Genomic DNA, 25,911 nt, shown 5'->3' with positions numbered 1-25,911 from the left:
CAGCGTCAGCGTTGGCCGGACGACGGCACCCGCAGGCCGTCGAAGAGCGACTTGACGACTGCGTCGGCCAGCGCGTCGGCGCCCAGGCCACGCGTCGGCTTGTACCACTCGACGAGCGAGTTGACCGTGCCGAAAATCAGCCGGCTGGTCAGGGCGGGGTCGACGTCGGGTCGCACGCTGCCCTCCTCGGCGGCCTCCTGCACCAGCTGCTCGACGATCTGATCGAACTCGCGACGACGCGCCAGCGCGCGGCGCTCGACGGTGGTGTTACCGCGGATGCGCAGCAGCAGTGTCACGTATGGAAGTTGCTCTACCAGTACATGAATGCTGCGACGGACCAGATTCTCCAGTCGATCGATCGCCGGCCCGGTGGTGGTGTCGGGTTCCCGGGTGGCCGCGAACAGCGCATCGAGTGCCCGGTTGACCGACAGCCGCAGCAGCTCGGCCTTGCCGGGCACATGGTGATAGATCGACGACTTGGTGATCCCGAGCCGGCTGGCCAGATGCTCCATGCTGGTGCCGTCGTAGCCGCGCTGGTTGAACACCGTCACGGCGACGGCCAGCAGTGAGTCCAGGTCGTAGCCCGGGCGTCCGACCTGGCCGGCGGGTCGAGAACGCGGCGCAGCCATACCGCACATCATCGCACTGCCGAACGCGTTGACGGCGTCAACCGGCCGACCCTGGCTTGATTACCGACCGAAAGGTCGGTTATTGTTGGCAGCTGTGACGGTCTTCGACACGCTCCGGGTGCACGCGGCCGACGACCGCGTCGTCGTCGGACTGCACCGACCCGACCACCGCAACGCGATCAACGCCGCGATGGTCGCCGAACTGCACCGCGTCTGCGCCGACCTGGAACGCGAGCCGCGGCTGCTGATCATCACCGGCGCCGGGACCGATTTCGCCGCCGGCGCCGACATCGCCGAGCTGCGCAGGCGGCGCCGCGATGACGCGCTGGCCGGGATCAACCGCGCCGTGTTCGATCGGATCGCCGCCCTGGCGATGCCGACGATCGCCGCCGTCGAGGGCAACGCGTTGGGCGGCGGCGCCGAACTGGCGTATGCCTGCGACCTTCGAATCGCCGGGGCGAGCGCCCGGTTCGGCAACCCGGAACCGAGGCTGGGCATTGTGGCCGCGGCCGGCGCCAGCTACCGGCTCGCCGACCTGATCGGCATGTCGGTGGCCAAGCAGGTCATCCTGGGTGGTCGGCTGCTCGACGCCGACGCAGCTTTGCGCCACGGGCTGGTGTGCGAGGTCGTCGAGACCGGCGCGGCGTTGTCCGCCGCCCACGCGCTGGCCGACTCCATCGGGCGCTCCTCGGCGCTGGCGCTGCAGCTGTCGAAAGCCGTGCTCGACGCCGCCTCGCCGCACCCACTGCTCGACGACTTCGCGCAGGCGCTGTTGTTCGAGAGCCCCGACAAGACTGAGCGGATGACCCGGTTTCTGGAAAAGAGCCGCGCATGACGAGCGTGGTAGCGGTGATCGGCGGCGGACGGATGGGTGCGGGCATCGCGCAGGTATTCGCCGCCGCCGGCGCGACGGTCACGATCGCCGAAGCCAACGCCGACGCCGCCCAAGCCGCGCGGGAGCGGGTGGCCCGCGGCCTGGCCAGGGCCGCCGAAAAGGGCAACGGCCATACGGCGCTGGGCCTGCTGCACACCGTCACCTCGCTGACGGACCTGCCGTCCGACGCCGGTCTGGTGATCGAGGCGGTGCCCGAACGCGGCGACGACAAAATCGCGGTGCTGAGCGCCGCCGAGAAAGTCATAGGCCGTGACGCGGTGCTGGCCAGCAACACCAGCTCGCTGTCCATCGGAGATCTCGGCGCCGCGCTGGAGCGTCCGCACCGCTTCCTGGGCATGCACTTCTTCAACCCGGTCCCGGCGTCCAGTCTCGTCGAAGTGGTGCGCGGGCCCGCCACCGACCACGCGACCATCGAATCGGCCCAGCAGTGGGTCCAGGCGTTGGACAAAACCGCTGTCGTGGTGAACGATTCGCCCGGCTTCGCGACCAGCCGCCTGGGCGTGGCGCTCGGCCTGGAAGCCATCCGCATGCTCGACGAGGGAGTGGCCGACGCCGCGACGATCGACTGCGCCATGGAACTGGGCTACCGCCACGCGACGGGGCCGCTGCGCTCCACCGACCTGGTGGGCCTCGATGTGCGGCTCGCCATCGCCGAGCACCTGCACACCACCCTGGGCGAGCGGTTCTGCCCGCCGCAACTATTGCGCGACAAAGTCGCCCGCGGCGAGCTCGGCCGCAAATCCGGCCAGGGCTTCTACGCGTGGCCCCACACCGAAGGAGGACAGCCCCGATGACCACCGTCAGCTACACCGTCGACGACGGCGTCGCCAGCATCGTCTTGGACCGGCCCGCAGCGTCCAACGCCTTGGATGGCGCGATGAAAGAGGAGCTGCTGAAGGCATTGTCGGCTGCGGGCGGCGATCCCAGTGTTCGCGCAGTTTCCCTCACCGCGTCCGGGAAGAACTTCTGTGTCGGCCAAGACCTCGGCGAGCACGTCGAGGCGCTGCGGGCCGACGCCGGCCACGCCATGGACACCGTTGCGCAGCACTACAACCCGATCGTGCTGGCACTGGACGCCATCGAGGTTCCGGTCGTCGTCGGCATCGGTGGAGCCTGCGTCGGCGCCGGTCTCGGCATCGCGTTGGGCGCCGACATCCGCATCGCCGGGCAGCGCAGCAAGTTCGGCACCGCGTTCTGCGGCATCGGGCTGGCCGCCGACTCGGGGCTGAGCGCAACTCTCACCAGCTTGATCGGCAAAAGCCGCGCGACCGGGCTGTTTCTCCTCGGCGACACCATCGACGCCGACACCGCGCACGCCTGGGGACTGATCCACCGCGTGGTGCCCGACGCCGACGTCACCGCCGAAACCGCCGCGGTAGCACGGCAACTCGCGACCGGGCCGACCGCAGCGTTCAAAGCCGTCAAACATCTGATCGCCGACAACGCCGGCGCCGACCTCGCCGATGTGCTCAGCCGCGAAGCCCGCGCCCAGGCGCTGCTGGGCGCCAGCACCGACCACCGCGCCGCCGTCGAAGCGTTCCTCGCCAAGCGGCGCCCGACCTTCGTCGGACAGTGAGCACCGCGATGACCTTCGACGAGATCATCGCCGCCGGGCAGCGCGTGGAGCCGCGCGATCAGATGCCCGACGGCTACCGCCACACGCTGATCCGCCAGATCGCCCAGCACGCGCACTCGGAGATCATCGGCATGCAGCCGGAGGGTAACTGGCTGACCCGAGCGCCGTCACTGCGGCGCAAAGCGATCCTGCTGGCCAAGGTGCAAGACGAAGCCGGCCACGGCCTGTACCTGTATTCCGCTGCGGAAACCCTCGGCGCCGACCGCGGCGACCTGACCGCGAAACTCATTGCCGGCAAGCAGAAATACTCGTCGATCTTCAACTATCCGACGCTGAGCTACGCCGATATCGGCGTGATCGGCTGGCTGGTCGACGGCGCCGCGATCTGCAACCAGGTGCCGCTGTGCCGCAGCTCCTATGGACCCTATGCCCGCGCGATGATCCGGATCTGCAAGGAGGAGTCGTTTCACCAGCGGCAGGGCTTCGAACTGTTGCTGACGATGATGCGCGGCACCGACGAGCAACGCGCGATGGTCCAAGACGCCGTCGACCGGTGGTGGTGGCCGGCGCTGATGATGTTCGGCCCGCCCGACGACCAATCACCGAACACCGCCCAGTCGATGGCCTGGGGCATCAAACGCCACACCAACGATGAACTGCGACAGCGGTTCGTCGACATGACCGTCCCGCAGGGCGAAGTCCTCGGCGTCGGTTTCCCCGACCCCGAGCTGGCGTGGAACGAACAGCGCGGCTGCTATGACTTCGGCACCCCCGATTGGTCGGAGTTCCTGGCCGTCGTCCACGGCAACGGCCCCTGCAACCACGAACGGATCGCCACCCGCAAAGCCGCCCACGACGAGGGCCGCTGGGTGCGGCAGGCCGCCACCGCCTTCGCCGACAAGAGGAAACACGATGAGCGACAAGCAAGTTGACCCGGCCTGGCCACTGTACGAGGTATTCGTCCGCGGCAAACGCGGCCTCAACCACGTCCACGTAGGATCGCTGCACGCCGCCGACGACGAGATGGCCCTGCGCCACGCCCGCGACGTCTACACCCGGCGCAACGAGGGTGTCAGCATCTGGGTGGTGCGCTCCGCGGCGATCACCGCCTCCAGCCCTAGCGAAAAAGACCCGTATTTCGCACCCAGCGGCGACAAGGTCTACCGCCACCCCACCTTCTACGACATCCCCGACACCGTCGCGCACATGTGAGGCCAGGACCCGCCATGATTGACCACGACTCGGCCTACACCGGCCTCGTCGACATCGACGCCGCCGACCAGTGGGCATTCGGCACCAGCTTCGACGACCCGCTGGCCGGGGTGGACACCCGCCTGGCCGACGGCATCGACGGCGCGGATCTGGCCAGCTACTGCCTGATGCTCGGCGACGATGCACTGATCGTCGCGCAGCGCCTGACCCAATGGCTCACCCGCGCACCGGAACTCGAAGAGGAAGTCGCGCTGGCCAACATCGGCCTGGACCTACTCGGGCAGGCCCGGCTGCTGCTGGCCCGCGCCGCCGCCGCCGACCCCGACGTGGTGCCCACCCTGCCCGAGGGATCGCCCATTCCCGCCGAGGACGCGCTCGCGTTCTTCCGCGGCGAACCGCAGTTCGTTAATGTGCGACTGGCCGAACTCGACAACGGCGACTTCGCGGTGACCATCACGCGACTGCTGGTGTTCGCCACCTACCGGCTGGCCCTGCTGCAGCGGTTGCGTGGATCCCGCGACCCGGTGCTGGCCGCAGTGGCGGCCAAGGGCGTCAAAGAGGTGACCTACCAACGTGACTACGCCGCCCGCTGGCTGATCACTCTGGCCTGCGGCACAGCCGAATCCCGGCGCCGGGTCGAGGCCGCCCTCGGCGTGGTCTGGCCCTACGTCGGTGAACTGTTCATCGGCCATCCGGTCGAGACGCGCCTGGCCGCCGTTGGCGCCGGTGTCGACCCGGCCGACCTGCGCGCCGAATTCGATGCGGTGATGCGGCAGGTGTTTCACGCCGCCGAACTCCTGGTTCCACCGTCAACCTCGGGCGGTCGGAGTGGGCGCGACGGCATGCACACCGGGGCGATGGGACCGCTGCTCACCGAAATGCAATCCGTTGCCCGGGAACATCCATTGGGGCAGTGGTGATCCCGCTCGACCGGGCGCGACGGGTGGCCGCTGAGGTCACGGACCCGGAGCTGCCGATCCTGACGCTCGCCGACCTCGGGGTGCTGCGCGACGTGTCCAGCGACGAGCACGGGCGGGTGGTCGTCACCATCACCCCCACCTACTCCGGGTGTCCGGCCATGGCCACCATCCGCGCTGACTTGCGGCGGGCGCTGGCCAGGGCCGGGTTCGACGACGCGCAGATCCGCACTGCGCTGAGCCCGGCGTGGAGCACCGATTGGATCAGCGACGACGGACGCCGCAAGCTCGCCGACTATGGCATCGCCCCGCCCGGGCCCAGTCACAGCGGACCGGTGCTGCTCACCCTGACCCCGCGCCGCCAGGGGGTCCACTGCCCGCGATGCGGATCGGTCGACACCGAGAAGACGTCGGAATTCGCTGCTACACCGTGCAAGTCGCTGCACCGCTGCCGATCCTGCGCCGAACCGTTCGAGCGGGTGAAGGAGATCTAGGATGACCACCCGCACTTTCCACCCGCTGTCGGTGGCCGCGGTGCAGCACCTCTGCGACGACGCTGTGGCCGTCACGTTCGCCGTGCCCGACGAGCTGCAACCGGCCTTCGCGTTCCGGCCTGGCCAGTCGGTGACATTGCGAAAGCGGTCGGGCAGCACCGAAGAACGACGCAGCTATTCGATCTGCGCGCCGGTGGGCGAGCCGCTGCGGATCGGGGTCCGGGAAGTACCGGGCGGAGCCTTCTCCCCGTGGATGGTCCGCGACCTGCGTCCCGGTGACACGGTAGAGGTGCAGACCCCGGCGGGCAGCTTTGCCGCCGAACCCGGTGGCGGTGCCCGCCACGTGCTGATCGCCGCGGGATCCGGCATCACGCCGATCCTCTCGATCGCCGCAAGCGTGCTGCACCAACCCGATTCGCACGTAACGCTGTTCTACGGGAATCGGCACGCCAGCTCGGTGATGTTCGCCGAGGAACTCGCCGACCTCAAGGACAGCTTTCGCGCGCGATTCGAATTGATTCACGTGCTCTCCCGCGAGCCCCGCGGCGTGGACCTGTTCAGCGGCCGACTCGACGCCGACCGCATCCGGGGCCTGTTGCAGACTTTGGTTCCGATCGATGCCGTCGACCACTTCTGGCTGTGCGGGCCGCACGGCATGGTCGTCGACGCTCAACGGGTGCTGCGCGACCTCGGCGTCCCCGGCGACCGGGTGCACCGAGAACTGTTCTTCGTCGAAGACGTTGCCCCGCCACCGGCCCACCACCTCGAGGCCACCGCCGATGGGCCCACCAGCGAGGTCACCATCATCCTGGATGGCCGCTCCAGCACGCTGCGCTTGCCGCGGCACAGCACGGTGCTCGACGCCGCGCAGCGATCCCGCGACGACTTGCCGTTCGCGTGCAAGGGCGGGGTGTGCGGCACCTGCCGTGCCAAGGTGACCGCCGGCAGTGTTGATATGCGCCGCAACTACGCACTCGAAACTGCGGAATTAGCAGCAGGTTTCGTGTTGACCTGCCAATCGCTTCCGTGCAGCGACGCCGTCACCATCGACTTCGACGCCTGACCGAGGAGTCACACATGACCGAGATCGTCGACCGCCCCGCGGCCTGCCGTTCGCCCGATGAGCTCGAGCCGATCGAGACCGCTTCCCGCGACGAGATCTCCGCCCTGCAGCTGCGCCGGCTGAAATGGTCACTGCAGCACGCCTATCAGAACGTGCCGCACTACCGCGCGGCGTTCGACGCTCGCGGCGTACACCCCAGCGACCTCAAAGAGCTCGGCGATCTCGCGTTGTTTCCGTTGACCACCAAGGCCGATTTGCGGGCGAACTATCCGTTCGGCATGTTCGCGGTGCCGCAGCCCCGGGTGGCGCGGTTGCACGCGTCGTCTGGCACTACCGGGCGTCCCACCGTCGTCGGCTACACCGCCGCCGACATCGACACCTGGGCCAACCTCGTCGCGCGCTCGTTGCGTGCCGGGGGCGTGCGCTCGACCGACAAGGTCCACATCGCCTACGGCTACGGGCTTTTCACCGGCGGTATCGGCGCCCACTACGGCGCCGAACGACTCGGCTGCACTGTGATCCCGATGTCGGGCGGCATGACCGACCGGCAGGTCCAGCTGATCGCCGACTTCCGGCCCGACGCCATCATGGTCACCCCGTCCTACATGCTGACCATCGCCGACGCTATGGAGGCGGCCGGCATCGACCCGCGGGCCACGTCGCTGCGGGTTGGGGTGTTCGGCGCCGAACCGTGGACCGACGAGATGCGGGTCGAACTCGAACACCGCCTCAGCATCAGCGCCGTCGACATCTATGGCCTGTCCGAAGTGATGGGTCCCGGCGTCGCCCAGGAATGCGTGGAAACCCGGGACGGGCTGCATATTTGGGAAGACCACTTCTATCCGGAGATCATCGACCCAGTCACTGAGGAAGTGTTGCCCGACGGCAGTGACGGCGAGCTCGTGTTCACCTCCCTGACCAAGGAGGCCTTCCCGGTCATCCGATATCGCACTCGTGATCTGACCGCTTTATTGCCCGGCACCGCCCGCTCGATGCGCCGGATGCGCAGGATCACCGGCCGCAGCGACGACATGATGATCTTGCGTGGTGTGAACGTATTTCCGAGCCAGATCGAGGAATTGATTCTCCAGCAGCCCGCGTTGGCGCCGCAGTTTCAGTGTGTGCTCGACCGCCCGGGCCGGCTCGAGCAGTTGACCGTGCGGGTGGAGCACCGCCGAGGTGTTGGGGTTGAACACCGCCAACGCGCAGCGGATGCGCTGGCGCGGCAGATCAAGAACCGCATCGGCGTCAGCGTGATCGTGAGTGTGGTGGCCGCCGGCTCGATCGAGCGATCAGCGGGCAAGGCGCACCGGATTGTCGACCAATAGGACAGTTTCCATTGCGATATCACGAGCGATATCACGATTGAGAATCGCCTCATGGTCAGCTCACGGTACTAGTGTGGCTCAAGTGATTACGACAGCACTTCAGCCTCGTCAGCAGTCAAAATCCCCGCGTCGGCCAGTCGCGTCACGAAGCGTGGCAGCCGCGGGTTGCGCTGAGCAGCGTCGGCCAGCAGGCGGCGCGCCTCGGCCCGTTGCCCCCAACGGGCATGCAGCACCGCCGACCAAAACGTCGCCTCGGGATTGGGGCCCAGCACATCATCGGCAGCTGCGAGAGCCACAGCAGCCGCAGCGAATTCGGTGTCATGTCCGCCGAGCACGACTCCCAACGGATTGAACACCACCCGCGACACCTCGTCGTAGGCGTCGGCCAGCTTGATGAGCCTACTGAGCTCGCCGATCGGATCGGGGTGGTCGTCCACCCGTACATCCCGCAGCACACCATCCCACGGGCTGTCGGTGCGCTGACCGTCGACCACCAGCAGCGCCGCGGACTGGCTGCCCCGGATATCGCCGCCGGCCTCCTCACCGCCGCGCAGACCGGCGAGCAGACGATGCGCAAGGTCACCGTCCGCCCCTTCGAAGCCGCGCAGCATCGCGCCCAGCACATCGTCGCTGTCCAGCATGTTGCCCAGCGCGGCGGCGTGATCGGTAACAGCCACGCCGGCCGCCGCAACGCACCGCTCACCGCTGTGAAGGCCAAAGCCGCCAGGGCCTAGATAGCCGACTTGCCGTAGTTCGCGATCAGGGTCGGCGTCGACCAGCAATGACAGTGCCTCGCGTGCAGATTGACCGTCCCGCATCAACGCCAAGCCCTGCGGCCCGTAGGAACGTTCCGGAAACGCCTGCGTCGCCACCACTCCCACGCCCGCTTCCGCCCACGTCACCACCGCGCCGACACCGAGATAGTGCGACTGCGATGCGACGCCCAGCGCGCCGGTGGCCGGGTCGCGAGCCAGCAGCGAGAAAGTCATTCAGAAGTCGGTTTCCTCGACCAGCTGCGCGTAATGATTGCGGTATTCGGTGGTCTGGGTGATCGGCATCAGCGCGGCCAGCTTCGCGACGTTGCCGGTCAGCTTGACCCGGCCTTGCATGAAGGCGGCGTTCGGGGCCAGCTCGCCGCGCAGCATCGCGACGGAATCGGCATACGACGCCGACATGGTGCCGTCCGCGGCCGGGTCGTCACCGAGCTTCTGCGAGACGATCCGGCCATCCTGCACATCGGCGAAGTAACGGATGTCGTCACCGTCGGGCGCCTGGGTGAGCCGGTACTGCACCCGCGCCGACGCGCCGGGCCGCCGACCGAAGGCTTGTTGCAGCTCGCGCTGACGGTCCAGCCATTCCTGCGATGCGTACTTCATACCTTCTCCTTCGGTTGAGTTGCGCTGGCTTGTCGATCAATTGCGGCCAAGAGGCGTTCTGCGGTGATCGGAATGGTGTCGACGACCGCGCTGCTGTCGCCATCCAGCGCGTCGCGGATGGCGTTGGCCAGCACCGCCGGCAATGGGATCGCGCCGCTCTCGCCGGTACCTTTGGCGCCGTTGAGCGAGAACGGCGTCGGTGTTTCCAGGTGCACCAACTCCACGGCAGGCATATTGGCCGGCAGCGGCGGAAAGTAGTCCCACAGCGACTCGACCACCGGCTGACCGTCCGCGGTGTACGGCAGCTGTTCGTAGAGCGCGGCGCCCAGCCCCTGCGCCGCCCCGCCGATGATCTGCCCGGCGACGTTGGCCGGATTCAGCTGCACACCACAGTCATGTCCGAACACCATCCGCTGCACCGACACCGTCCCGGTGTCGCGATCGATCTCCACCACGGCGGCCACCGCGCCATAGGAGAACGCGAACGCCTGCGGATCGTAGGTATACGACGATTCAAACCCGGGCTCGGTGTCGGGCGGAAGATCGCGAGCCTGGTAGGCCGCTTCGGCGACCGCGGAAACCGTTAGCGTACGACCGGATTCGTCGGCGAAACCGCCGTCGACGTCACACACCACCTCGGCTTCCAACAGGTGGGCCGCGATACCGCGCATCCGATCCCGCAGCCGGCGCGCCGCCATCATCACCGCCGAACCGGCCACCCCGGCGCCCCGGCTGCCGCCACTGCCGTAGCCGGTGTACGGGCAGGACAACGTGTCGCCGCAGATCACCGACACCGACTCCAACGGCACCCCGAGCTCGTCGGCGGCGACCTGCGCCAGCACCGTCTCGAGTCCCTGGCCCATCGACATTTGGCCGGTGAACACCGTGACCAAGCCCGACGCGTCCATCCGCACGACCGCGCGGTCATGTCCGGGACTGTTGATGCCCATCATCGCCGCGGTCAACGACGGCCCGAAATTCGTGGCCTCCAAATAGCACGCGACGCCGACGCCGACCAGCCGGCCGGCGGCGCGGGCTTCCGCAGACTCGCGCTGAGCGCGATGCCAATCAAGATGGCCTGCAACGAGATCCAGCATCTCGCTGTAGCGTCCGCTGTCCAAACACATCATCGCCGCGGTCCAATAGGGCAGCTCGTCGGGACGCAGCAGGTTGCGGTGCCGAATCTCGATCGGGTCGATCCCGAGCCGCCGCGCACCCTCATCCATCGCGCGTTCGATCGCGAACGTGGCTTCGGGCATGCCGAATCCGCGGTAGGCCCCAATCGGCGTCTTGTTCGTCACCACGGCCACCAGCTCGCTCAAAGCGTCGGGAATCCGGTACGGGCCGAGCACCGTGGCGGCGGTGACCATCCCGGTCCCACAGCCCACCATGTACGGCGTCGCGCCGCAGTCGAGAAACACGGTCGCCCGCAACCCTGATATCGCTCCGCCCGCGGTGAATCCGACTTCGAGGTCGACCGCGGTGCCGCGCCCGTGAACCGTGGCGACAAACGCCTCCGAGCGGCTCTCGATCCAGCGGACCGGCCGGCGCACGACGCGAGCCGCGAACGCGACCAACGTCTCCTCGATGTAGGCGCAGGCCTTGTTGCCGAACGCGCCGCCCATGTCTGGGCACAGGACCCGCACGCGACTCTCCGGGACCCGCAGTGTCGCACTCAGCGAGCTGCGCACCTGATGCGGTGACTGCGTCGAGGTCCACACCGTGACCGACTCGCCGGTGATGTCCCAGACGGCGCGCACCCCGCGGGCCTCCAACGACAGCCCCGCGACCCGGCTACTGGTATAGCGGCCGCTGACGACCACCGCCGCGTCGCCGAGCGCCGCGGTGGCATCTCCTGCCTCGAACCGATTGCGGCCGAACACGTTATCCGGCCACTCGTCGTAGAGCAGCGGTTGGCTGTCCGGGGTCGCGTCGACGACGGCGGGTAGCTTCTGGTAGTGGACGTCGACGAGTTCGGCGGCGTCCTCCGCTAGATACGCGTCGTCGGCGACTACGGCGGCGATCGGCTCACCGACGTAGCGGACCTTGTCGGTGGCCAGGCACCAGGTGGGCGCGTCGGCTTGGATCTGCGCGTTCCACATCATCCCCATCGGCTCGGTGCAGTCGCGGATGTCCGCGCCGACGAGCACCGCGTGCACGCCGGGCGCGGCGCGGGCCCGCAGCGGGTCCACGGTGATGAGGGCGTGCGGTTCGCGGGAGCGCACGATCACCAGATGCAGTTCGCCGGCGGCGTATTCGTCGGCCAGATAGCGTCCGCCACCCGCGGCCAACCGCGCGAAGTGCAACCCCGGCGGGCCCTGACCAACGTGGCTCATCGGCTCTGCTCGACAATCTTGGCGGCGACGAGTTCCTCCGCGGCCGCCACGATCGGCGCGTATCCGGTACAGCGGCACAACGATGCGGCCAGTCGGTCCCGCAATTCCGCCGGGGTGGGCCGAGCGCCCGCGTCGACCTCGGCCAGCAGCTCTTCGATCAACACCACGAATCCGGGTGTGCAGAAGCCGCACTGCAGCGCCCGGTGCCGGATCAGGCAGTCCTGGACCGGGGAGGGCTCCGCTGGCTGGCTCAGGCCCTCGATCGTGACGACATCCGACCCCTCGGCCTGCACCGCCAGCGTCAAACATGCTCGCACCGAACGGGAATCGAGTAGCACGTTGCAGCTGCCGCACAACCCTTCACCGCAGCCGATATGGGTTCCGGTCAGGCCGAGCCGCTCACGCAGAAAGTCGGCCAACGACATCCGCGCGGGCACGTCCGCGCGGGTCGGGCGCCCGTTCACCCGTAGTTCGATGGTCACGGCAGGCCCTTCCGTAATCGACGCAGCAGGCGCGCGACCATGCGCACCGCCAACCGCCGGCGATGCTCCCCGGAGCCATGCGCGTCGCCGGTGAAGCTGAGACCCGCCGCAAACGCGTCGGTGAGCACCGGTACTTGCCCCGCACCACCGACCACGATGCGCACATCGGTGACCTCGCCGTCGACAATGCTTCCGGTGACCGCGGCACTGATCAGCGGCGTGTCGCCGGCGCCGCGCAGTGTGACTTCGTCGAAGTACCCGACGGATTCGGTCTTCGGCCGATGGAACGTGACGCTGTGCACCAACTCGCCGGGGTGCAGGGCGGTCTGAAACGGCGTCCGGAAAAAGTCCTCGGCTGCAATAGACCGGAACCCCGTCTTCGACACGGCGGTGACCTCACCGCCGAGGGCGACCAGGCAGACACCGAGTTCGGCGGCCGGGTTAGCGTGGGCGATGCTGCCGCAAATCGTGCCGCGGTTGCGGGTGGTCACCTTGCCCACCCGCGGAAGCGCCTGCGCGAGAACATGAAAACCGGCGAGGGCGGGGGAGAACTCGGCGGCGCGTTGGGTGGTGGCGGCGCCGATGCGCAATCCCTCGCCAGTGGCGGACAGGTCGTGCAGTTCCGCGATCCGGGTGATGTCGACCAGTCGGCGCGGCCGCTCCAGCCTGCGGACCAACAGTGGCATCAGACTCTGCCCGCCGGCGAGAACCCGTGTGCCGCTGGGATCGCCCGCTAAAGCAACGCAGGCTTCGGTGACGGAGGCAGCTGCCAGGTAGTCGAACGGCGCCGGATGCATCGCATAAACCTCAGCCGGTCGGCACGCTGCCGATGTGCTGCAGCCGCTCGTCGATCAAGTGCGCGACCAACGCCGGAGCTTCGATGTGGGCCAGGTGCCCGCGCCCGGCCAGCACCCGGCACTCCGCCCCCAATGCCGCCGCGAGCTCGGCGCCCAGCGCCGGCGGGCACGTTTGATCGTGCTCGCCCGTCAGCACCAGCGCTGGCGATGCGACTTGTGCTGCGGCAGAGGAGATGTCGGCGGAGAATGCTGCGCGGATGATCTGCTCTATCGTGCTGCTGTCGTTCCGGGCGGCCCGGTGTACCGAGTCGGCCAGCAGCGCGTCGTCGGTACCGGGTGCAAAGCTCGCCGCCGCGAACTTCTCGAAGAACAGCGTCGGCCCGAGCCGGTGTAACTCGTCGACCACAGCGGCGCTGTCCACCCCGACGACCCGCAGCGCGCTACCGATCACCGTCACCGACTCGATGCGCGCCGGCTGAGTAGCCGCCAGCACGATGCTCGCGCTACCGCCGAACGAGGCGCCTACCAGATGGGCCCGCGGAATGCCGAGAGTGTCCATCACTGCGGCGATATCGGCGGCGTAGTCCGCGGCGCCGTAACTTCCGCCCGGCTCGGAAAGACCGTGTCCCCGTAGGTCGACGGCAATCGAGCTGCGGTCGGCGAGGTGCTCCATCACCGGCCACCACTGTTCGGCGGCGCCGTTGATGTGATGGACGAACACGACCGGCGCGTCGGTGCCGTCGCAGACTCGTCGCACACCCCCGATCACACCGACCGGTCCCGACACCGCGTACCGTTCCATGGCCGCTACCCGGCCTCGGTGGGCGCGTGGGCGGAGAAGTGCGCGTGCACCAACGCCCATGTGCCGTCGCGGCGCCGCCAGATCTCGGTGCTGCGCATGCCGGCGTTATAGCTGCCCAGATCACCGAAGTCGGCCCGATAGTGGTTGAGGTAGGTCACCCACGCGACATCACCGACCACCTCGATGCGCTCGTCGCGAAGCTCGCTGCTGATCGCGTCGCCGGTCATGGCCGACGACAGCATGTCCCACAGCTGCGCGATCTGATCCTGCCCGACGTAGACCGCGAGGTTGAGGTTGTACCAGACCAGTTCGTCAGGTATCGCGGTCACCCGTCGTCGCAGATAGCTTGAGTCGAGTGGTCCGTTGGCGTCGACGAATTCGCGGTGCAGGCGCATGATCTCGCGGGTGTCGCCGTCGAGCAGGGTGTCGGTCATGGGCGTGGTCCGTTCTTCGGTCAGGGTTGGGCGGCGAGCATCGGCCGGCACTCGGCGATCGAGGCGATCAGGTCGGGTAGCTGGTCGGGCGGCGCGAACGGCACGATCGCGATCTCGTCGATCCCCGTCTCGGCGTAGGCCGCCAACGAATCACCAATGGTCTCCGGCGGGCCGACCATCGCCACCGCATCGATGACCTCGGGGGTAAGCACCTTGGCGGCCTCGCCAGGCTCGCCTCTCGCGATGGCGTTCACCAGCGCGCCGTCCGGAATTGCCCCGGCGGCAAGGTATTCGGTGGTGGCCGGGTCGAACGCCGACAACAGCTCGGCCACTTGAATGCGGGCTGCCTCGACGTCGTCGGTGATGAATGCGGTGACCACAGCCGAAATCCGGAACCCGTCGCGCGGGCGGCCGGCCTCGGCGAGCGTCGCCTCCACCCGCTGCACGGTGTCGGCCAGATAGGTGCGTGACGCGCCGGCGCTGAGGCAGACCCCGTCGGCGTAGCGGGCGGCGGTTTCCACCATCTTCGGGCGCACGGCCATGATGTCCAGCGGGGGCGGCGCCGCCAACGGGTTCAACGTGTATTGCTCGAACCGGAAGCCGGGGTAGTCGGCGGTCAATTCGTCACCGGACAGCGCGGACGTCAGTGCTTGGTGCAGCGCGATCGTCGACCCGATCGGCTTGTCCACCGACCGGCCGAGCTTGGCGATCATGTCCGGCACCCCGGTGCCGATCGCGGCCCGGACCCGGCCCGGTGCGATTTCGGCCAGCGACGCCAGTTCCATCGCGGCCACGCCGGGGTGACGTCCGGCCGCGCTGATGCCCATCAGGACCACTTCGAGCCGCTCGGTCTCCCGCAGGTAGACGGTCGCGGGAACGACCGCGTCATGGGCGCAGATGTGTTCGGCGTACCAGAGGCCGTCGAACCCGCACGCGTCGGCGGCGCGCACGGTCGGCAGGTCGGCCAGGATCGAGCCGAATCCGGTAAACGACAGGCTGACTCGCACGTCCGACCCCATCTCTCACTGCGCGCTTCGCCCGGCAAAGGCCGGCGGTTGCGCCCAACGTAACTCCATCTGTGACATAGTGTCAACATTAATGTTGTACATAGCGTCCATATCGTGCGAGACTCGGTGACGTGACGACGCGACAGAGCGATCTGCAGGCGCGGCGGCGCGAGCATCGGCGTAATGCCCGACGGCGGCTCCTGGACGCCGCCCATCGCCTGCTGGAAAACCAGCCGTGGGCCGAAATCTCGCTGGACGACATCACTTCCGCGGCCGAGGTGGCCCGGACCGCGTTCTACCGCCATTTCGAGGATCGGCAGCATCTGCTGATGGCGATGCTCGACGACGTCGGTCTGGAGCTGGGGCATGTCGCCGACGAGTGGATGGCCGATAGCGACGATCCCGCCGCCGAGCTTCGGCACAGCCTGGCCGACTTGACCGCGATCTTCGTCGAACACGGTCGGCTCATCCAGGCGATCTCGGATACCGCGCGATACGACCCGGAGATCAGCGAGCTGTATGCCGCGCTGGCCGAAGGTCTGGTCACGGCCACTGCGCGCCGGATCGAGGCCGACATCGCGGAGGGCCGCAGCCAGATAGCGCAGCCTCACGAAGTGGCGCGGGCGCTGACGTGGATGAACGAGCGCTACCTGCTGGCGTCGTTCGGGCAGCGGCCGTTCGCCGATCCGGCCGCGGCCACCGAGGCGCTGACCACGATTTGGATCAACACGCTGTACCGCCAATCGGTGGAGGGATCGTGAGCCCACGGCTGCTGGTGCACGGCGGCTGTGTCTTTGATCCGGTCTCCGGCACGGCAGCCGCTGCCGATGTCGTCATCGAGGGTGAGCATGTCGTCGACGTGGGGCCGGGCCTGGACGGTGACACCGCACTGGACGCCACCGGGCACCTCGTGGTGCCGGGCTTCATCGATTGTCACGTCCATGTCATGCTCGACGACGTCGACGTCCTGCGGCTGATCCAAACTCCGTTCTCGCTCAGGTTCTTTCACGCCGTCCGCAACCTGCGGCTGACACTGCACGCCGGCGTGACCACGATCCGCGACGCGGCCGGGGCGGACCTCGGCGTCAAACAAGCGGTGGCCACCGGCCTGATCGACGGCCCCGACATGCAGATCGCGATCGGAATGCTCAGCCAGACCGGCGGCCACGCCGACGAATGGATGCCATCGGGGGAATGCGTGCACGCCCTGTGGCCGCCCTATCCCGGCAGCCCGTCGACGATCGTCGACGGCGCCCACGAGATGCGCCGCAAGGTCCGCGAATTGGTCCGCGCCGGTGCCGATGTCATCAAAGTCGCGACGACCGGCGGGGTTATCAGCGCACGCAGTGACCCGCGCCGTGCGCATCTGGCCGTCGACGAACTTGAGGTGATGATGGCTGAGGCCCGAGCCGCCCGAGTGCACGTGATGGCGCACGCGCACGGCACCGACGGCGTCAAGAATGCAGTGCGCTGCGGTGTTCGCTCCGTCGAGCACGGGGTGTATCTCGACGAGGAAGCCGTCGCGATGATGGTGGAGCACGGAACCTGGTTGGTGCCAACGCTATCGGCGCCGCGCGCGCTGCTGCAGATGGTGCAGACCGGAGCCGGGGTCACAGACGCCACCCGGGCCAAGGTGGCCGATGTAGTCGAGGCGCACGACAGGTCGTTGCGGCTTGCCCACGCGGCGGGTGTGCGCATCGCGATGGGCACCGACGCCGGAATCGCCCGCCATGGTGACAACCTGGCCGAGCTCGAACTGCTGCAGCATCAGGGACTCTCGGCGGTCGAGGCGCTGCGCGCGGCGACGACGTCGGCGGCCGAATTGCTGGACACCGCTGATGATATCGGCGAACTGACCCCCGGCAAGCGGGCAGACCTGGTGTTGTTGGACGGCACCGACGTCGACGTACGCGGGCTGTCCGAGCGGGTACGCGCAGTCATCCACCGCGGCGCCATCTGCCGCAAAGTGCCCGCGGAGGCGCGGTCGTGCCGCAACCAGATTGGACATGGTGCATCACTAGTCGGGGCCGATTAGGCAATATGTAGCGGTTATCGCGCGTGCCAGCTGCAGAGACGGCTCCAACGCCTAGCATCTGTGGACATGAGTTTGGACGATGTCTTGCGCTGGGACGGCGAGTTGACGGTCACCCGACACGACCCTGAGACCGGGGCGTCGTTTGTCATCCGGGTGGACTCCACGCGATTGGGCCAGGCCGCCGGCGGCACCCGCGCTGCGCAGTATCCGTCGCTGGCCGGTGCTCTCGAGGATGCCGGAAAACTCGCCGGGGCAATGACGTTGAAGATGGCGGTGAGCGGCCTGCCGATGGGTGGTGGCAAATCCGTGATCGCGCTTCCGGCGCCGCGCAAAGACATCGCCCCGGAGAGATGGCAGCGGATCCTGCAGCTGCATGCCGAGAACATCGACCGGCTCAACGGCACCTACTGGACGGGGCCCGACGTCAACACCGACTCCGCTGACATGGATGTCCTCAACGAGACAACGGAATTCGTCTTCGGCCGCTCGGCAGATCGCGGCGGCGCCGGGTCCAGCGCCGTCAACACCGCGCTCGGGGTGTTCGAAGCGATGAAGGCCACCGCCTCCCATGCCGGACTGGGATCGCTCGACGGACTCAGCATTCTGATCCAGGGCCTCGGTGCCGTCGGCGGGCGCCTGGCCACGTTGGCCGCGGAAGCCGGCGCCCGACTGCTGGTTTCGGACACGGACTTTCAACGACTGTCGTGGGCTCGGGAATTCGGTTGCACGATCGTCGAGCCCGACGCGGTGTCGACGACGCCCTGCGATATCTTTGCTCCCTGCGCGGTGGGCGGCGTCATCGACAGCGCCACCGCCGCGCGGCTGACCACCTCGGCGATCGTCGGCGCGGCGAACAACATCCTCGCGGATGAGCGGGCCGGTGACATCCTGCGTCAGCGCGGCATTCTGTATGCGCCCGACTTCGTCGCCAATGCTGGCGGCGCTTTCCACCTTGTCGGGCGCGAAGTGCTCGGATGGGACGACGACACGGTTGCCCAGCACACCAATCGAATCGGCGACACCCTGATCGAGGTCTACGCGATCAGCGAGGCCGAGGACATCACCACCGACGCCGCCGCCCGGATACTGGCCCGCCGCCGGGCCGCTCATTCACAACCAGTCGGCGGGTAAGCCGTTCCACTCCTCGAACACCAGCCAGGTGCGGGTCGACCGGATGCCGGCCATGCCGTGCAGTCGTTCCAGCACGACGGTACGCAGCGTCGCGTTATCCGGGGCGCGGACCACGACGAGCACGTCGAAGTCGCCGCCGACAAGGGTGAACCGCTCGACGAACTGCAACGTCTTCAACTGCTCGGACAGGCCACGCCAGGCATCCTGCTGAATGGACAGCGCGATCAGCGCCGACGTCGCAAAGCCCGTTCGCTCCAGGTTGATTCGTGCGGTGAATCCCTCGATGATCCCGCGCTGCTCGAGCCGTTCGATCCGCGAGTACACATGCGTCCGCGAGATGTGAGTCCGTTTGGCCAACTCCAGCATCGAGACTCGACCGTCCTTGACCAATTCCCGGATCAGCCGCCGGTCCAGATCATCCAGATCCATGTGTTCGCCACCTCGTGTACTTCCGCCGGTCCTGTGAACAGTATGCATGTGAATGCCGCTATTAGAAATCAATACATCTCCAGACCGCAGCTTGGTAGTGCATCGATGGCCGTCGATGTTGAACATTGACAAGCAAGTAGACAACGTGGAGGCAGCGGTGACGGTGGTCGAGCAGATCGGCGCGACATACGCGAATTTTCTTCCCGCCGACGTGCCCGTGCAGTACCTCGACCCGACAGGTCAGCTGACCGACAGCCCCGCGAGATACCCACGGTCATCCGAGCAACGACTGATCGACATGTACCGAAGCATGGTTCTTGGACGGCGGTTTGACGAGCAGGCCACCGCGCTGACCAAGCAGGGCCGGCTGGCGGTCTATCCGTCCGCACGTGGACAGGAAGCCTGTCAGGTCGCCGCCGCGATGTCGCTGCGGCCCGAGGATTGGCTGTTTCCGACATACCGCGATTCGATGGCGTTGGTCACCCGCGGCGTGGATCCGCTCGAAATCCTCAGCATGCTGGCCGGTGATTGGCACTGCGGCTACGACCCGGCACATCACCGCTGCGCGCCGCAGTGCACACCGCTGGCCACCCAACTGCTGCACGCGGCCGGGTTGGCGCATGCCCAGGCCCGCAAGGGTGCCGACGCGGTGGTGCTGGCGCTCTGCGGCGACGGCGCGACCAGCGAAGGCGACTTTCACGAAGCGCTGAACTTCGCGGCGGTCTTCGACGCGCCGGTGATCTTCCTGGTGCAGAACAACGGGTTTGCCATCAGTGTGCCGCTAGCGCGGCAGACGGCAGCGCCGTCGTTGGCGCACAAGGGAGTCGGATACGGCATCGGCAGTGAGCAGGTCGACGGCAACGATCCGATGGCGATGCTGGCCGTGATGGACGAAGCGCGTAACTACGTGCGGCAGGGCAACGGCCCTGTCATCGTCGAAGCGCACACCTACCGGGTCGAGGGCCACACCAACGCCGATGACCCGACCCGGTATCGCACCAATGACGAAGTGGCGCATTGGCGCACCAAAGACCCCATCGCCCGGCTGGAAACCTACCTGCGTTTCGAGGGCCTGATCGACGACGCCCATGTCAGCGCCATCGCTGCCGAGGCCGAGGACCGCGCCGCGGTGCTCCGGACCGGGATGAACGCCGAACGGCCAACCGACCCCGACGACCTGTTCCGCTACGTGTTCGCCGAACCGAGCAGTCAACTGCGCGACCAACAACGCCAACTACACGCGGAATTGGCCGCCGAGGCGCGGGAGGGCTGACGGACATGACCATGCTCACGATGGCGCAGGCCCTCAACACCGCCCTGCGTGATGCCCTTGCCGAGGACGAGTCGGTGGTGGTGTTCGGCGAGGATGTCGGCGAGCTCGGCGGCGTGTTTCGGGTTACCGACGGTCTGGCGAAAACGTTTGGCAGCGACCGGTGCTTCGACACCCCGCTGGCCGAATCGGGGATCATCGGGTTTGCGATCGGCATGGCGATGGCCGGCTTTCGGCCGGTGGTCGAGATGCAGTTCGACGCGTTCGCCTACCCGGCGTTCGAGCAGATCGTGTCCCATGTGGCCAAGCTGCGTAACCGCACCAGGGGAGCGCTGTCGGCTCCGATCGTGATCCGCATCCCGTTCGCCGGCGGCATCGGCGGGGTCGAGCACCACTGCGATTCCAGCGAGGCGTACTACGCGCATACCCCGGGCCTCAAAGTCGTTGCCCCGGCATCGGTCGCGGACGCCTACGGGCTGTTGCGGCAGGCCATCGACGATCCCGACCCGGTGGTGTTCCTCGAACCCAAGCGGCTGTACTTCTCCCGCGCCGACGTCGAGCTGCAGCGCGGAGACCCGATCGGGCAAGCGCGAATCTTGCGGCCCGGTCATGACGCCACGCTGATCGCCTACGGCCCGGCGGTCGATCGGGCGCTGCAGGCCGCAGACGCGGCCGCCGCCGACGGCCGCGACATCGAAGTCGTCGACTTACGATCCATCGTTCCGTTCGACGACGACACCGTCACGGCGTCGGTCCGCAAGACCGGACGGTGCATCGTGGTGCACGAGTCCCAAGGATTCGCCGGCGTGGGAGCCGAGATTGTGGCCCGCGTGCAGGAACGCTGCTTCCATTACCTGGAGGCACCGGTGCTGCGCATCTGCGGATTCGACATCCCTTATCCGCCACCAAAACTCGAACGGTTTCACCTGCCCGGTTGTGATCGGATTCTCGACGCGCTCGACCGGTTGCAGTGGGATGACCGCATCCACATCGTCGCCTGAAGGAAAGGGAGTGAAGCTGTGCTCACTGCAATCGGATCGTTAGCGTTGATGCTAGTGCTGGTGCTGTTCCCGCTACTCATCCCCGCGCTCGTGTCCATCGGGCACGCCGTCGGCTCGGTGCGCGTTCGCGAACCCCAGATCAGTCCCGCGGCCGAAACGGCGTCTTAGTGACCGACCAGACGTTTCTGCTTCCCGACCTCGGCGAGGGCCTGACGGATGCCGTCATCGCGGAGTGGCGGGTGCAGGTCGGCGACACCGTGACGGTCGACCAGGTGATCGTCGAGGTCGAAACCGCCAAGGCAGCCGTGGAAGTCCCGGTGCCGTTCGCGGGCACGGTGATTGAACTACACGGCGAGGTCGGTTCAACGCTAGCCGTGGGCACCCCGTTGATCACCGTGCGCGCCGAGGAACAGGCCGGCTCCGGCAATGTGCTGATCGGCTATGGGACCGGCGAACCGGATCGTCCTCGTCGCCGTCGCACACCGGTGGGTGCGACGAAGGTGATCTCACCGGTGGTCCGTAAGTTGGCCCGCGACAACGGTGTTGACGTCGCCAGCCTGCCGGCCACCGGCTTCGGCGGCGTCATCACTCGAGCCGACGTCGAACGCTCACTGACCCAACCCGACACCAGCAGCCAAGACCGCACCGCAATCACCGGCGTGCGCAAGGCAATCGCGGACAAACTGTCGACCAGTCGCCGCGAGATTCCCGATGCCACCACGTGGGTCGACGTTGACGCCACTGCGTTGCTGGACGCCAGACGGTGCATCCAGGACGCGACCGCGCGCAAGGTCAGCCTGCTGGCCCTGCTGGCCAGGTTTACCGTCGCGGCGCTGCGGCAGTTCCCCGAGCTGAACTCGTCGGTCGACACCGCGCGCTCGGAAGTCATTCGGTACCGTCACGTCAACCTCGGAATCGCGGCACAAACCCCGCGCGGACTGATGGTGCCCGTCATCGACAACGCCGACCAGCTTGACCTACTTCGGCTTTCGGATGTCCTGACCGAAGCAACGGCGTCGGCCCGAGACGGCACACTGCCGCCCGCCCGGCTGACCGGGGGAACCTTCACCCTGAACAACTATGGCGTCTTCGGTGTCGACGGGTCCACCCCGATCATCAACCATCCCGAAGCGGCGATCCTGGGTGTCGGCCGCATCATCGACCGGCCATGGGTGGTCGACGGTGAAGTGACCGCGCGGAAAATGACGCAGGTCTCGCTGAGCTTCGATCACCGGGTGTGCGACGGCGGCACGGCCGGCGGGTTCCTGCGGCTGTTCGCCGATTTCATCGAGAACCCGATCGCGGCGCTGGCGCGGTTATGACGGCTGTTTCCGACGTGCTGATCCTCGGGGGCGGGTCGGCCGGTTACGCGTGCGCGTTGCGGGCCAGTCAACTGGGGCTCTCCGTAACGTTGATCGAGGCTGACCAGGTGGGCGGCACCTGTTTGCACCGCGGCTGCATCCCCACCAAAGCGCTGCTGCACGCCGCTGAAATCGCCGACGTGACCCGGGCAGCCGAATGCTTCGGCGTGCGAGCCACTTTGGCCGGCATCGATATGATGGCGGTACACGCCTACAAGCAGTCGGTGGTCGACCGGCTCCATACCGGACTGACTGGGTTGATCGACCGCCGCGGTATCTCCGTCGTTTCGGGTATGGGCCGCTACGTCGGAAACCACACCGTCGTCGTCGACGGCATTTCCTACACTGGCGATGCGGTGGTGCTTGCCACCGGTTCGGCTCCCCGAGGCATTGCGAACATCCCGATCGGTGACCGGATCATCGACAGTGATCATGCCTTGCAGCTGTCCGAGATCCCGCGGACCGCAATCGTGCTCGGCGGCGGCGTGATTGGCGTCGAATTCGCCAGCATGTGGGCATCGTTCGGCACCACGGTGACCGTCCTCGAGGCCATGCCGAGGCTGCTGCCGGGGGAAGATGAATGGACCTCCAAGATGCTCGGCCGGGCCCTGCAGCGGCGGGGTATCACCGCGAAGACCGGCGCCACGGTCACCGCGGCAACGCAGAACAGCGTCGGGGTAGCAGTGGAATTGGCCGACGGCGAGGTCATCGAGGCCGAGATGCTGTTGGTCGCCGTCGGCCGCGGGCCCAGATCGGCAGGCCTCGTCGAGGCCGGCATCGAGATGGACCGCGGGTGTGTCACGGTCGACGATCGGCTGGCGACCAACCATGCCGGCGTCTACGCGGTCGGCGACCTGGTGGCCGGGCTCCAGTTGGCCCACCGCGGATTCGCCCACGGCAGCTACGTCGCCGAACAGCTCGCCGGCCAAAACCCGGTGCTGACACCGGATTATCTAATTCCGCGGGTGACGTACTCGCACCCGCAGGTCGCATCGGTTGGGCTCACCGAAGCCGCGGCGCGCGAGCAGTACGGGGACGTCACCACGCTGGTCTATGATCTCGGCGGCAACGGCAAGAGCCAGATCCTGCGAACGTCGGGCGGCGTCAAGGTAATTCGACGCGGTGGCGGTCCCGTCGTCGGGGTGCACACGGTGGGGGATCGGGTCGGCGAGCTGATCGGAGAGGCGCAGCTGATGGTGGGTTGGGAAGCATTGCCGACGGATGTCGCGCCGCTAGTGCATGCGCACCCCACCCAGAACGAGGCGCTGGGCGAGGCGATGCTGGCATTGGCTGGCTCGCCGCTGCATGCCTAACCCGAGCGACTCATTCGGCAAACAGCGCCATCGATGCCGTAAACGTATGCAACGCATTACGTCCCGCGATCGGGCCGATCTCCCCACCGGCGAAGAACCCCGCCAGCGGAATCCCGCCCAGGAGGTCGGCGATCGTCGACGCATCGTGATCGGGGACCCCGAACATCCGCCGCCCGCGCCCGGTGCAGGTGAACAGCAATCCGCCCACCGGGCGCCCGGGCAGCTGCGCCACCGCCCGCTCGACGCTGTGGTGCAGATCCGCGGTGGCCCCGGCTGCGTCGCGAACCTGAAACTGCACGGTCGCGCCCACCTCGACCAGCTCGCCGACTTCGATCGCGCCGCTGGCCGGGTCGGCGCCGAGTAGTGCGCGGATCAGGAAGTCGCCCTGGCCGGGGTTGGCCAGGTGCTCGTCGCCGACGATGCCGATGTGCAGGCCGGTGGTAACCAGTTCTTGCTCGTCGCGCGGCATGCCTTCGACGATTTCGCGCAGCCGTTGCATGGGTGTGCGGCCGCCCAACTCCGTGATGACGTCGTCTTGGGCGCCGGTGACGATGTAGGGGTGACCGATCGGCCGGCAGCCTTGCGACACGATCGGGACCGCCTGTGCGCCGGGCAGTCGCACCCCGACGAGCCCGGAGGTCAGCACGTCGTGGTCGCGGAACAGGCGGGTCTCGCCGGGTCCACGCCCGCCGCTGACCACGCCGCCCACCACGGACGTGCCGGGCAGGTCGGCGTTGAGGTGCTCGATGAGCAGATGTGCGGGGAACGTGTAGGGGTCGGGCAGCAAAAGATGCAAATCCGTTGCTGCACGGTCGAATTGGTATCCGGCGAGCAGTGCGCCGGAGCCGGTGCGCACGAAGTCCAGCTGGAAGGTCTCGGCGGGCAGGTCAGACGCCAGCCACACCGCCACCGCGGGCTGGCCCTCCATCTCGCGACGGCCGGCGACCACCGTGTGGGCGACACACCCGATCAGCGCGGGCGGATCCAGGGTCTGTTGCACCGCGGCCAAGACATCGGCAGCTTTGTCGGTGTGCGACTGCGATGCGAGCAGCACGGCCAGCGACGGCGCCTCACCGGCCAGCTCGTCGCGCGCCTGCGTGGCGGCTTCCACTGCGGCCCGCCGCCCGTCGGGCACGGTGGACACCCCGACTCCGATTCGCACCCTCCCATGATGCGCCGCCCGCGGCTAAGCGCTGGTAGCACTTCTGCTACCGTCGGGCTATGGTGACCATTCCCCAAAAGGAACTCCGCAACAACGTCGGGGAGGTATTGCGCCGGGCAGAAGCGGGCGAAGAGATCACGATCACCGTCGCGGGCCGGCCGGTGGCACGGCTTGGCCCGGCTATGCAGAAGCGATGGGTCGGTGGTCCGGCGTTGCGCGCGGTCTGGCGCACCCCGGCGCCGAGAACACTGAGCGAAGACCTCGAGCGGTTCCCCGCGTCGGTTGCTGATCCGTTCGAGTAGCCGATGCGCGCAGTCGTTGATACTTCGGTCCTTATCGGTCAAGATCCGCCATCGCACGTGGAGGCCGCGATCAGCGTTGCGTCGATTGCCGAACTGCACTTTGGCGTTGTTGTCGCCCGCGACGACGACGAACGTGCGGCGCGTACCGCGCGGCTGGGCGCAATCGAGTCCGCATTTGATCCCCTTCCGGTCACCGTTGAGATCGCTCGAGAATGGGCCCGGCTATCAGCGGCCGTGAGTAACCGGGGCGGTCAGCCGCGGCGCCGCGCAGTGGATCTGGTAATCGCTGCTACGGCAAACATTTACGGCGTTCCGCTGCTCAGCCATGACAGCGGTGACTTTCGGATCATCGCTGATCTTGTTGACGTTCGCCGGCCATCGGAGGTTCGGCCGCCTGAGCCGGAAGCTGACGAGTAACCACCACCCGTGCTCGCCCGACCGTGCCGCTGAAAGTCGCTCAGAGGCGGGCATTTCGCCTAGTGGTCCGGCGGCGTGACTGGTGTGACAGACGTGGCTAAAGTCACCCCGTGAGTGCGTCTATGCGGTAGCGGCTGACAGT

Annotated in this window: 30 protein-coding genes; 19 read left to right on the top strand and 11 right to left on the bottom strand. The window is 67.6% G+C overall.

The features are described 5' to 3' along the window. Positions 1-5: 5 nt before the first annotated feature. The gene (locus tag A5707_RS05985) at positions 6-629 is read right to left on the bottom strand and encodes a TetR/AcrR family transcriptional regulator (RefSeq protein WP_156657603.1); all 624 of its coding nucleotides are present in this window, start codon (positions 627-629) and stop codon (positions 6-8) included. 94 nt (positions 630-723) lie between these two features. Here A5707_RS05985 and A5707_RS05980 point away from each other — a divergent pair, with 94 nt between their 5' ends. From A5707_RS05980 to paaK, 9 genes are read left to right on the top strand one after another with little or no spacing between them, the layout of a single operon-like run. Further along, the gene (locus tag A5707_RS05980) at positions 724-1,464 is read left to right on the top strand and encodes an enoyl-CoA hydratase/isomerase family protein (protein ID WP_065013593.1); all 741 of its coding nucleotides are present in this window, start codon (positions 724-726) and stop codon (positions 1,462-1,464) included. After that, positions 1,461-2,318 carry a 3-hydroxyacyl-CoA dehydrogenase family protein gene (locus A5707_RS05975; protein WP_065013592.1) on the top strand — a complete coding sequence of 286 codons (858 nt, stop codon included), beginning with the start codon at positions 1,461-1,463 and terminating at the stop codon, positions 2,316-2,318. The genes A5707_RS05980 and A5707_RS05975 overlap by 4 nt, the downstream gene beginning before the upstream one ends. Next, positions 2,315-3,100 carry an enoyl-CoA hydratase/isomerase family protein gene (locus A5707_RS05970; protein ID WP_065013591.1) on the top strand — a complete coding sequence of 262 codons (786 nt, stop codon included), beginning with the start codon at positions 2,315-2,317 and terminating at the stop codon, positions 3,098-3,100. The genes A5707_RS05975 and A5707_RS05970 overlap by 4 nt, the downstream gene beginning before the upstream one ends. An 8-nt stretch (positions 3,101-3,108) precedes the next feature. After that, positions 3,109-4,032 (top strand): 1,2-phenylacetyl-CoA epoxidase subunit PaaA, encoded by a 924-nt coding sequence (gene paaA, locus A5707_RS05965; RefSeq protein WP_065013621.1) that lies wholly within the window; start codon positions 3,109-3,111, stop codon positions 4,030-4,032. Next, positions 4,013-4,312, top strand: coding sequence for a 1,2-phenylacetyl-CoA epoxidase subunit PaaB (gene paaB, locus A5707_RS05960; RefSeq protein ID WP_065013590.1), 300 nt, complete (start codon positions 4,013-4,015; stop codon positions 4,310-4,312). The genes paaA and paaB overlap by 20 nt, the downstream gene beginning before the upstream one ends. Positions 4,313-4,326: 14 nt before the next feature. After that, positions 4,327-5,232 carry a 1,2-phenylacetyl-CoA epoxidase subunit PaaC gene (gene paaC, locus A5707_RS05955; RefSeq protein ID WP_065013589.1) on the top strand — a complete coding sequence of 302 codons (906 nt, stop codon included), beginning with the start codon at positions 4,327-4,329 and terminating at the stop codon, positions 5,230-5,232. Then, positions 5,226-5,723, top strand: coding sequence for a 1,2-phenylacetyl-CoA epoxidase subunit PaaD (gene paaD / locus A5707_RS05950; protein WP_197495264.1), 498 nt, complete (start codon positions 5,226-5,228; stop codon positions 5,721-5,723). The genes paaC and paaD overlap by 7 nt, the downstream gene beginning before the upstream one ends. Position 5,724: 1 nt before the next feature. Further along, positions 5,725-6,786: a 1,2-phenylacetyl-CoA epoxidase subunit PaaE gene (gene paaE / locus A5707_RS05945; protein ID WP_065013587.1), complete on the top strand. Its 1,062-nt coding sequence runs from the start codon at positions 5,725-5,727 to the stop codon at positions 6,784-6,786. A gap of 14 nt (positions 6,787-6,800) precedes the next feature. After that, entirely contained in the window at positions 6,801-8,114 is a 1,314-nt protein-coding gene (paaK, locus tag A5707_RS05940; RefSeq protein WP_065013586.1) for a phenylacetate--CoA ligase PaaK, read from the top strand. A gap of 86 nt (positions 8,115-8,200) precedes the next feature. Here the strand turns inward: paaK and A5707_RS05935 are convergent, their stop codons facing one another. Genes A5707_RS05935 through A5707_RS05900 form a run of 8 tightly spaced genes read right to left on the bottom strand, consistent with a single transcriptional unit; the run spans position 8,201 to position 15,360 of the window. Beyond that, on the bottom strand, positions 8,201-9,103 hold the full coding sequence (locus A5707_RS05935; protein WP_065013585.1) for a DUF1028 domain-containing protein: 903 nt from the start codon (positions 9,101-9,103) through the stop codon (positions 8,201-8,203). After that, entirely contained in the window at positions 9,104-9,490 is a 387-nt protein-coding gene (locus tag A5707_RS05930) for an SCP2 sterol-binding domain-containing protein (protein WP_065013584.1), read from the bottom strand. It abuts the gene before it with no gap. Further along, positions 9,487-11,826, bottom strand: coding sequence for a xanthine dehydrogenase family protein molybdopterin-binding subunit (locus A5707_RS05925; RefSeq protein WP_065013583.1), 2,340 nt, complete (start codon positions 11,824-11,826; stop codon positions 9,487-9,489). Before A5707_RS05925 ends, A5707_RS05930 begins: the two co-directional genes overlap by 4 nt. Next, the gene (locus A5707_RS05920; RefSeq protein ID WP_331713118.1) at positions 11,823-12,308 is read right to left on the bottom strand and encodes a (2Fe-2S)-binding protein; all 486 of its coding nucleotides are present in this window, start codon (positions 12,306-12,308) and stop codon (positions 11,823-11,825) included. Before A5707_RS05920 ends, A5707_RS05925 begins: the two co-directional genes overlap by 4 nt. After that, on the bottom strand, positions 12,305-13,105 hold the full coding sequence (locus tag A5707_RS05915) for an FAD binding domain-containing protein (RefSeq protein ID WP_065013581.1): 801 nt from the start codon (positions 13,103-13,105) through the stop codon (positions 12,305-12,307). Before A5707_RS05915 ends, A5707_RS05920 begins: the two co-directional genes overlap by 4 nt. Positions 13,106-13,115: 10 nt before the next feature. Further along, positions 13,116-13,907: an alpha/beta fold hydrolase gene (locus tag A5707_RS05910; RefSeq protein ID WP_065013580.1), complete on the bottom strand. Its 792-nt coding sequence runs from the start codon at positions 13,905-13,907 to the stop codon at positions 13,116-13,118. A gap of 5 nt (positions 13,908-13,912) precedes the next feature. Then, positions 13,913-14,341: a YybH family protein gene (locus tag A5707_RS05905; RefSeq protein WP_156657601.1), complete on the bottom strand. Its 429-nt coding sequence runs from the start codon at positions 14,339-14,341 to the stop codon at positions 13,913-13,915. A gap of 20 nt (positions 14,342-14,361) precedes the next feature. Then, positions 14,362-15,360, bottom strand: coding sequence for an LLM class flavin-dependent oxidoreductase (locus tag A5707_RS05900; protein WP_065013578.1), 999 nt, complete (start codon positions 15,358-15,360; stop codon positions 14,362-14,364). 119 nt (positions 15,361-15,479) lie between these two features. On the opposite strand from A5707_RS05900, the gene A5707_RS05895 reads away from it, so the two are divergent. From A5707_RS05895 to A5707_RS05885, 3 genes are all read left to right on the top strand, one after another. Beyond that, positions 15,480-16,109: a TetR/AcrR family transcriptional regulator gene (locus A5707_RS05895; RefSeq protein WP_065013577.1), complete on the top strand. Its 630-nt coding sequence runs from the start codon at positions 15,480-15,482 to the stop codon at positions 16,107-16,109. After that, entirely contained in the window at positions 16,106-17,383 is a 1,278-nt protein-coding gene (locus A5707_RS05890) for a metal-dependent hydrolase family protein (RefSeq protein ID WP_065013576.1), read from the top strand. The genes A5707_RS05895 and A5707_RS05890 overlap by 4 nt, the downstream gene beginning before the upstream one ends. Before the next feature lie 66 nt (positions 17,384-17,449). Next, positions 17,450-18,514 carry a Glu/Leu/Phe/Val dehydrogenase family protein gene (locus A5707_RS05885; protein WP_065013575.1) on the top strand — a complete coding sequence of 355 codons (1,065 nt, stop codon included), beginning with the start codon at positions 17,450-17,452 and terminating at the stop codon, positions 18,512-18,514. On the opposite strand, the gene A5707_RS05880 is transcribed toward A5707_RS05885, so the two are convergent. Next, complete coding sequence (locus A5707_RS05880) at positions 18,494-18,943, bottom strand: Lrp/AsnC family transcriptional regulator (protein WP_065013574.1); 450 nt, start codon at positions 18,941-18,943, stop codon at positions 18,494-18,496. The two genes, A5707_RS05885 and A5707_RS05880, sit on opposite strands and share 21 nt — an antisense overlap. A 157-nt stretch (positions 18,944-19,100) precedes the next feature. Here A5707_RS05880 and pdhA point away from each other — a divergent pair, with 157 nt between their 5' ends. Genes pdhA through lpdA form a run of 5 tightly spaced genes read left to right on the top strand, consistent with a single transcriptional unit; the run spans position 19,101 to position 23,888 of the window. Beyond that, positions 19,101-20,216, top strand: coding sequence for a pyruvate dehydrogenase (acetyl-transferring) E1 component subunit alpha (pdhA, locus tag A5707_RS05875; protein WP_065013620.1), 1,116 nt, complete (start codon positions 19,101-19,103; stop codon positions 20,214-20,216). Positions 20,217-20,221: 5 nt separating this feature from the next. Continuing rightward, entirely contained in the window at positions 20,222-21,214 is a 993-nt protein-coding gene (locus tag A5707_RS05870) for an alpha-ketoacid dehydrogenase subunit beta (RefSeq protein WP_065013573.1), read from the top strand. Positions 21,215-21,232: 18 nt separating this feature from the next. Then, entirely contained in the window at positions 21,233-21,382 is a 150-nt protein-coding gene (locus tag A5707_RS23690) for a hypothetical protein (RefSeq protein WP_156657599.1), read from the top strand. Continuing rightward, a complete protein-coding gene (locus A5707_RS05865; RefSeq protein WP_065013572.1) occupies positions 21,382-22,536 on the top strand; it encodes a dihydrolipoamide acetyltransferase family protein in 1,155 nt (384 codons plus the stop codon). Before A5707_RS23690 ends, A5707_RS05865 begins: the two co-directional genes overlap by 1 nt. Beyond that, positions 22,533-23,888, top strand: coding sequence for a dihydrolipoyl dehydrogenase (gene lpdA / locus A5707_RS05860; RefSeq protein ID WP_065013571.1), 1,356 nt, complete (start codon positions 22,533-22,535; stop codon positions 23,886-23,888). Before A5707_RS05865 ends, lpdA begins: the two co-directional genes overlap by 4 nt. 10 nt (positions 23,889-23,898) lie before the next feature. Here the strand turns inward: lpdA and A5707_RS05855 are convergent, their stop codons facing one another. Next, a complete protein-coding gene (locus A5707_RS05855; RefSeq protein WP_065013570.1) occupies positions 23,899-25,050 on the bottom strand; it encodes an FIST signal transduction protein in 1,152 nt (383 codons plus the stop codon). 59 nt (positions 25,051-25,109) lie between these two features. On the opposite strand from A5707_RS05855, the gene A5707_RS05850 reads away from it, so the two are divergent. After that, a complete protein-coding gene (locus tag A5707_RS05850; RefSeq protein ID WP_065013569.1) occupies positions 25,110-25,352 on the top strand; it encodes a type II toxin-antitoxin system Phd/YefM family antitoxin in 243 nt (80 codons plus the stop codon). 3 nt (positions 25,353-25,355) lie between these two features. Continuing rightward, a complete protein-coding gene (locus A5707_RS05845; RefSeq protein WP_065013568.1) occupies positions 25,356-25,769 on the top strand; it encodes a PIN domain-containing protein in 414 nt (137 codons plus the stop codon). Positions 25,770-25,911: the final 142 nt, after the last annotated feature.

The organism is Mycobacterium kyorinense (assembly GCF_001672775.1).
GTDB lineage: Bacteria > Actinomycetota > Actinomycetes > Mycobacteriales > Mycobacteriaceae > Mycobacterium > Mycobacterium kyorinense_A.
The sequence above is the reverse complement of the archived record's forward strand: the minus strand, read 5'-3'. Positions and strand labels throughout refer to the sequence as shown.

Coding starts and splice junctions, on each gene's coding strand:
- A5707_RS05985 (WP_156657603.1), bottom strand. CDS start 629: ATGGCTGCGCCGCGTTCTCGACCCGCCGGCCAGGTCGGACGCCCGGGC.
- A5707_RS05975 (WP_065013592.1), top strand. CDS start 1,461: ATGACGAGCGTGGTAGCGGTGATCGGCGGCGGACGGATGGGTGCGGGC.
- A5707_RS05970 (WP_065013591.1), top strand. CDS start 2,315: ATGACCACCGTCAGCTACACCGTCGACGACGGCGTCGCCAGCATCGTC.
- paaA (WP_065013621.1), top strand. CDS start 3,109: ATGACCTTCGACGAGATCATCGCCGCCGGGCAGCGCGTGGAGCCGCGC.
- paaB (WP_065013590.1), top strand. CDS start 4,013: ATGAGCGACAAGCAAGTTGACCCGGCCTGGCCACTGTACGAGGTATTC.
- paaC (WP_065013589.1), top strand. CDS start 4,327: ATGATTGACCACGACTCGGCCTACACCGGCCTCGTCGACATCGACGCC.
- paaE (WP_065013587.1), top strand. CDS start 5,725: ATGACCACCCGCACTTTCCACCCGCTGTCGGTGGCCGCGGTGCAGCAC.
- paaK (WP_065013586.1), top strand. CDS start 6,801: ATGACCGAGATCGTCGACCGCCCCGCGGCCTGCCGTTCGCCCGATGAG.
- A5707_RS05935 (WP_065013585.1), bottom strand. CDS start 9,103: ATGACTTTCTCGCTGCTGGCTCGCGACCCGGCCACCGGCGCGCTGGGC.
- A5707_RS05930 (WP_065013584.1), bottom strand. CDS start 9,490: ATGAAGTACGCATCGCAGGAATGGCTGGACCGTCAGCGCGAGCTGCAA.
- A5707_RS05925 (WP_065013583.1), bottom strand. CDS start 11,826: ATGAGCCACGTTGGTCAGGGCCCGCCGGGGTTGCACTTCGCGCGGTTG.
- A5707_RS05915 (WP_065013581.1), bottom strand. CDS start 13,105: ATGCATCCGGCGCCGTTCGACTACCTGGCAGCTGCCTCCGTCACCGAA.
- A5707_RS05910 (WP_065013580.1), bottom strand. CDS start 13,907: ATGGAACGGTACGCGGTGTCGGGACCGGTCGGTGTGATCGGGGGTGTG.
- A5707_RS05905 (WP_156657601.1), bottom strand. CDS start 14,341: ATGACCGACACCCTGCTCGACGGCGACACCCGCGAGATCATGCGCCTG.
- A5707_RS05900 (WP_065013578.1), bottom strand. CDS start 15,360: ATGGGGTCGGACGTGCGAGTCAGCCTGTCGTTTACCGGATTCGGCTCG.
- A5707_RS05885 (WP_065013575.1), top strand. CDS start 17,450: ATGAGTTTGGACGATGTCTTGCGCTGGGACGGCGAGTTGACGGTCACC.
- A5707_RS05880 (WP_065013574.1), bottom strand. CDS start 18,943: ATGGATCTGGATGATCTGGACCGGCGGCTGATCCGGGAATTGGTCAAG.
- A5707_RS05870 (WP_065013573.1), top strand. CDS start 20,222: ATGACCATGCTCACGATGGCGCAGGCCCTCAACACCGCCCTGCGTGAT.
- lpdA (WP_065013571.1), top strand. CDS start 22,533: ATGACGGCTGTTTCCGACGTGCTGATCCTCGGGGGCGGGTCGGCCGGT.
- A5707_RS05850 (WP_065013569.1), top strand. CDS start 25,110: ATGGTGACCATTCCCCAAAAGGAACTCCGCAACAACGTCGGGGAGGTA.
- A5707_RS05845 (WP_065013568.1), top strand. CDS start 25,356: ATGCGCGCAGTCGTTGATACTTCGGTCCTTATCGGTCAAGATCCGCCA.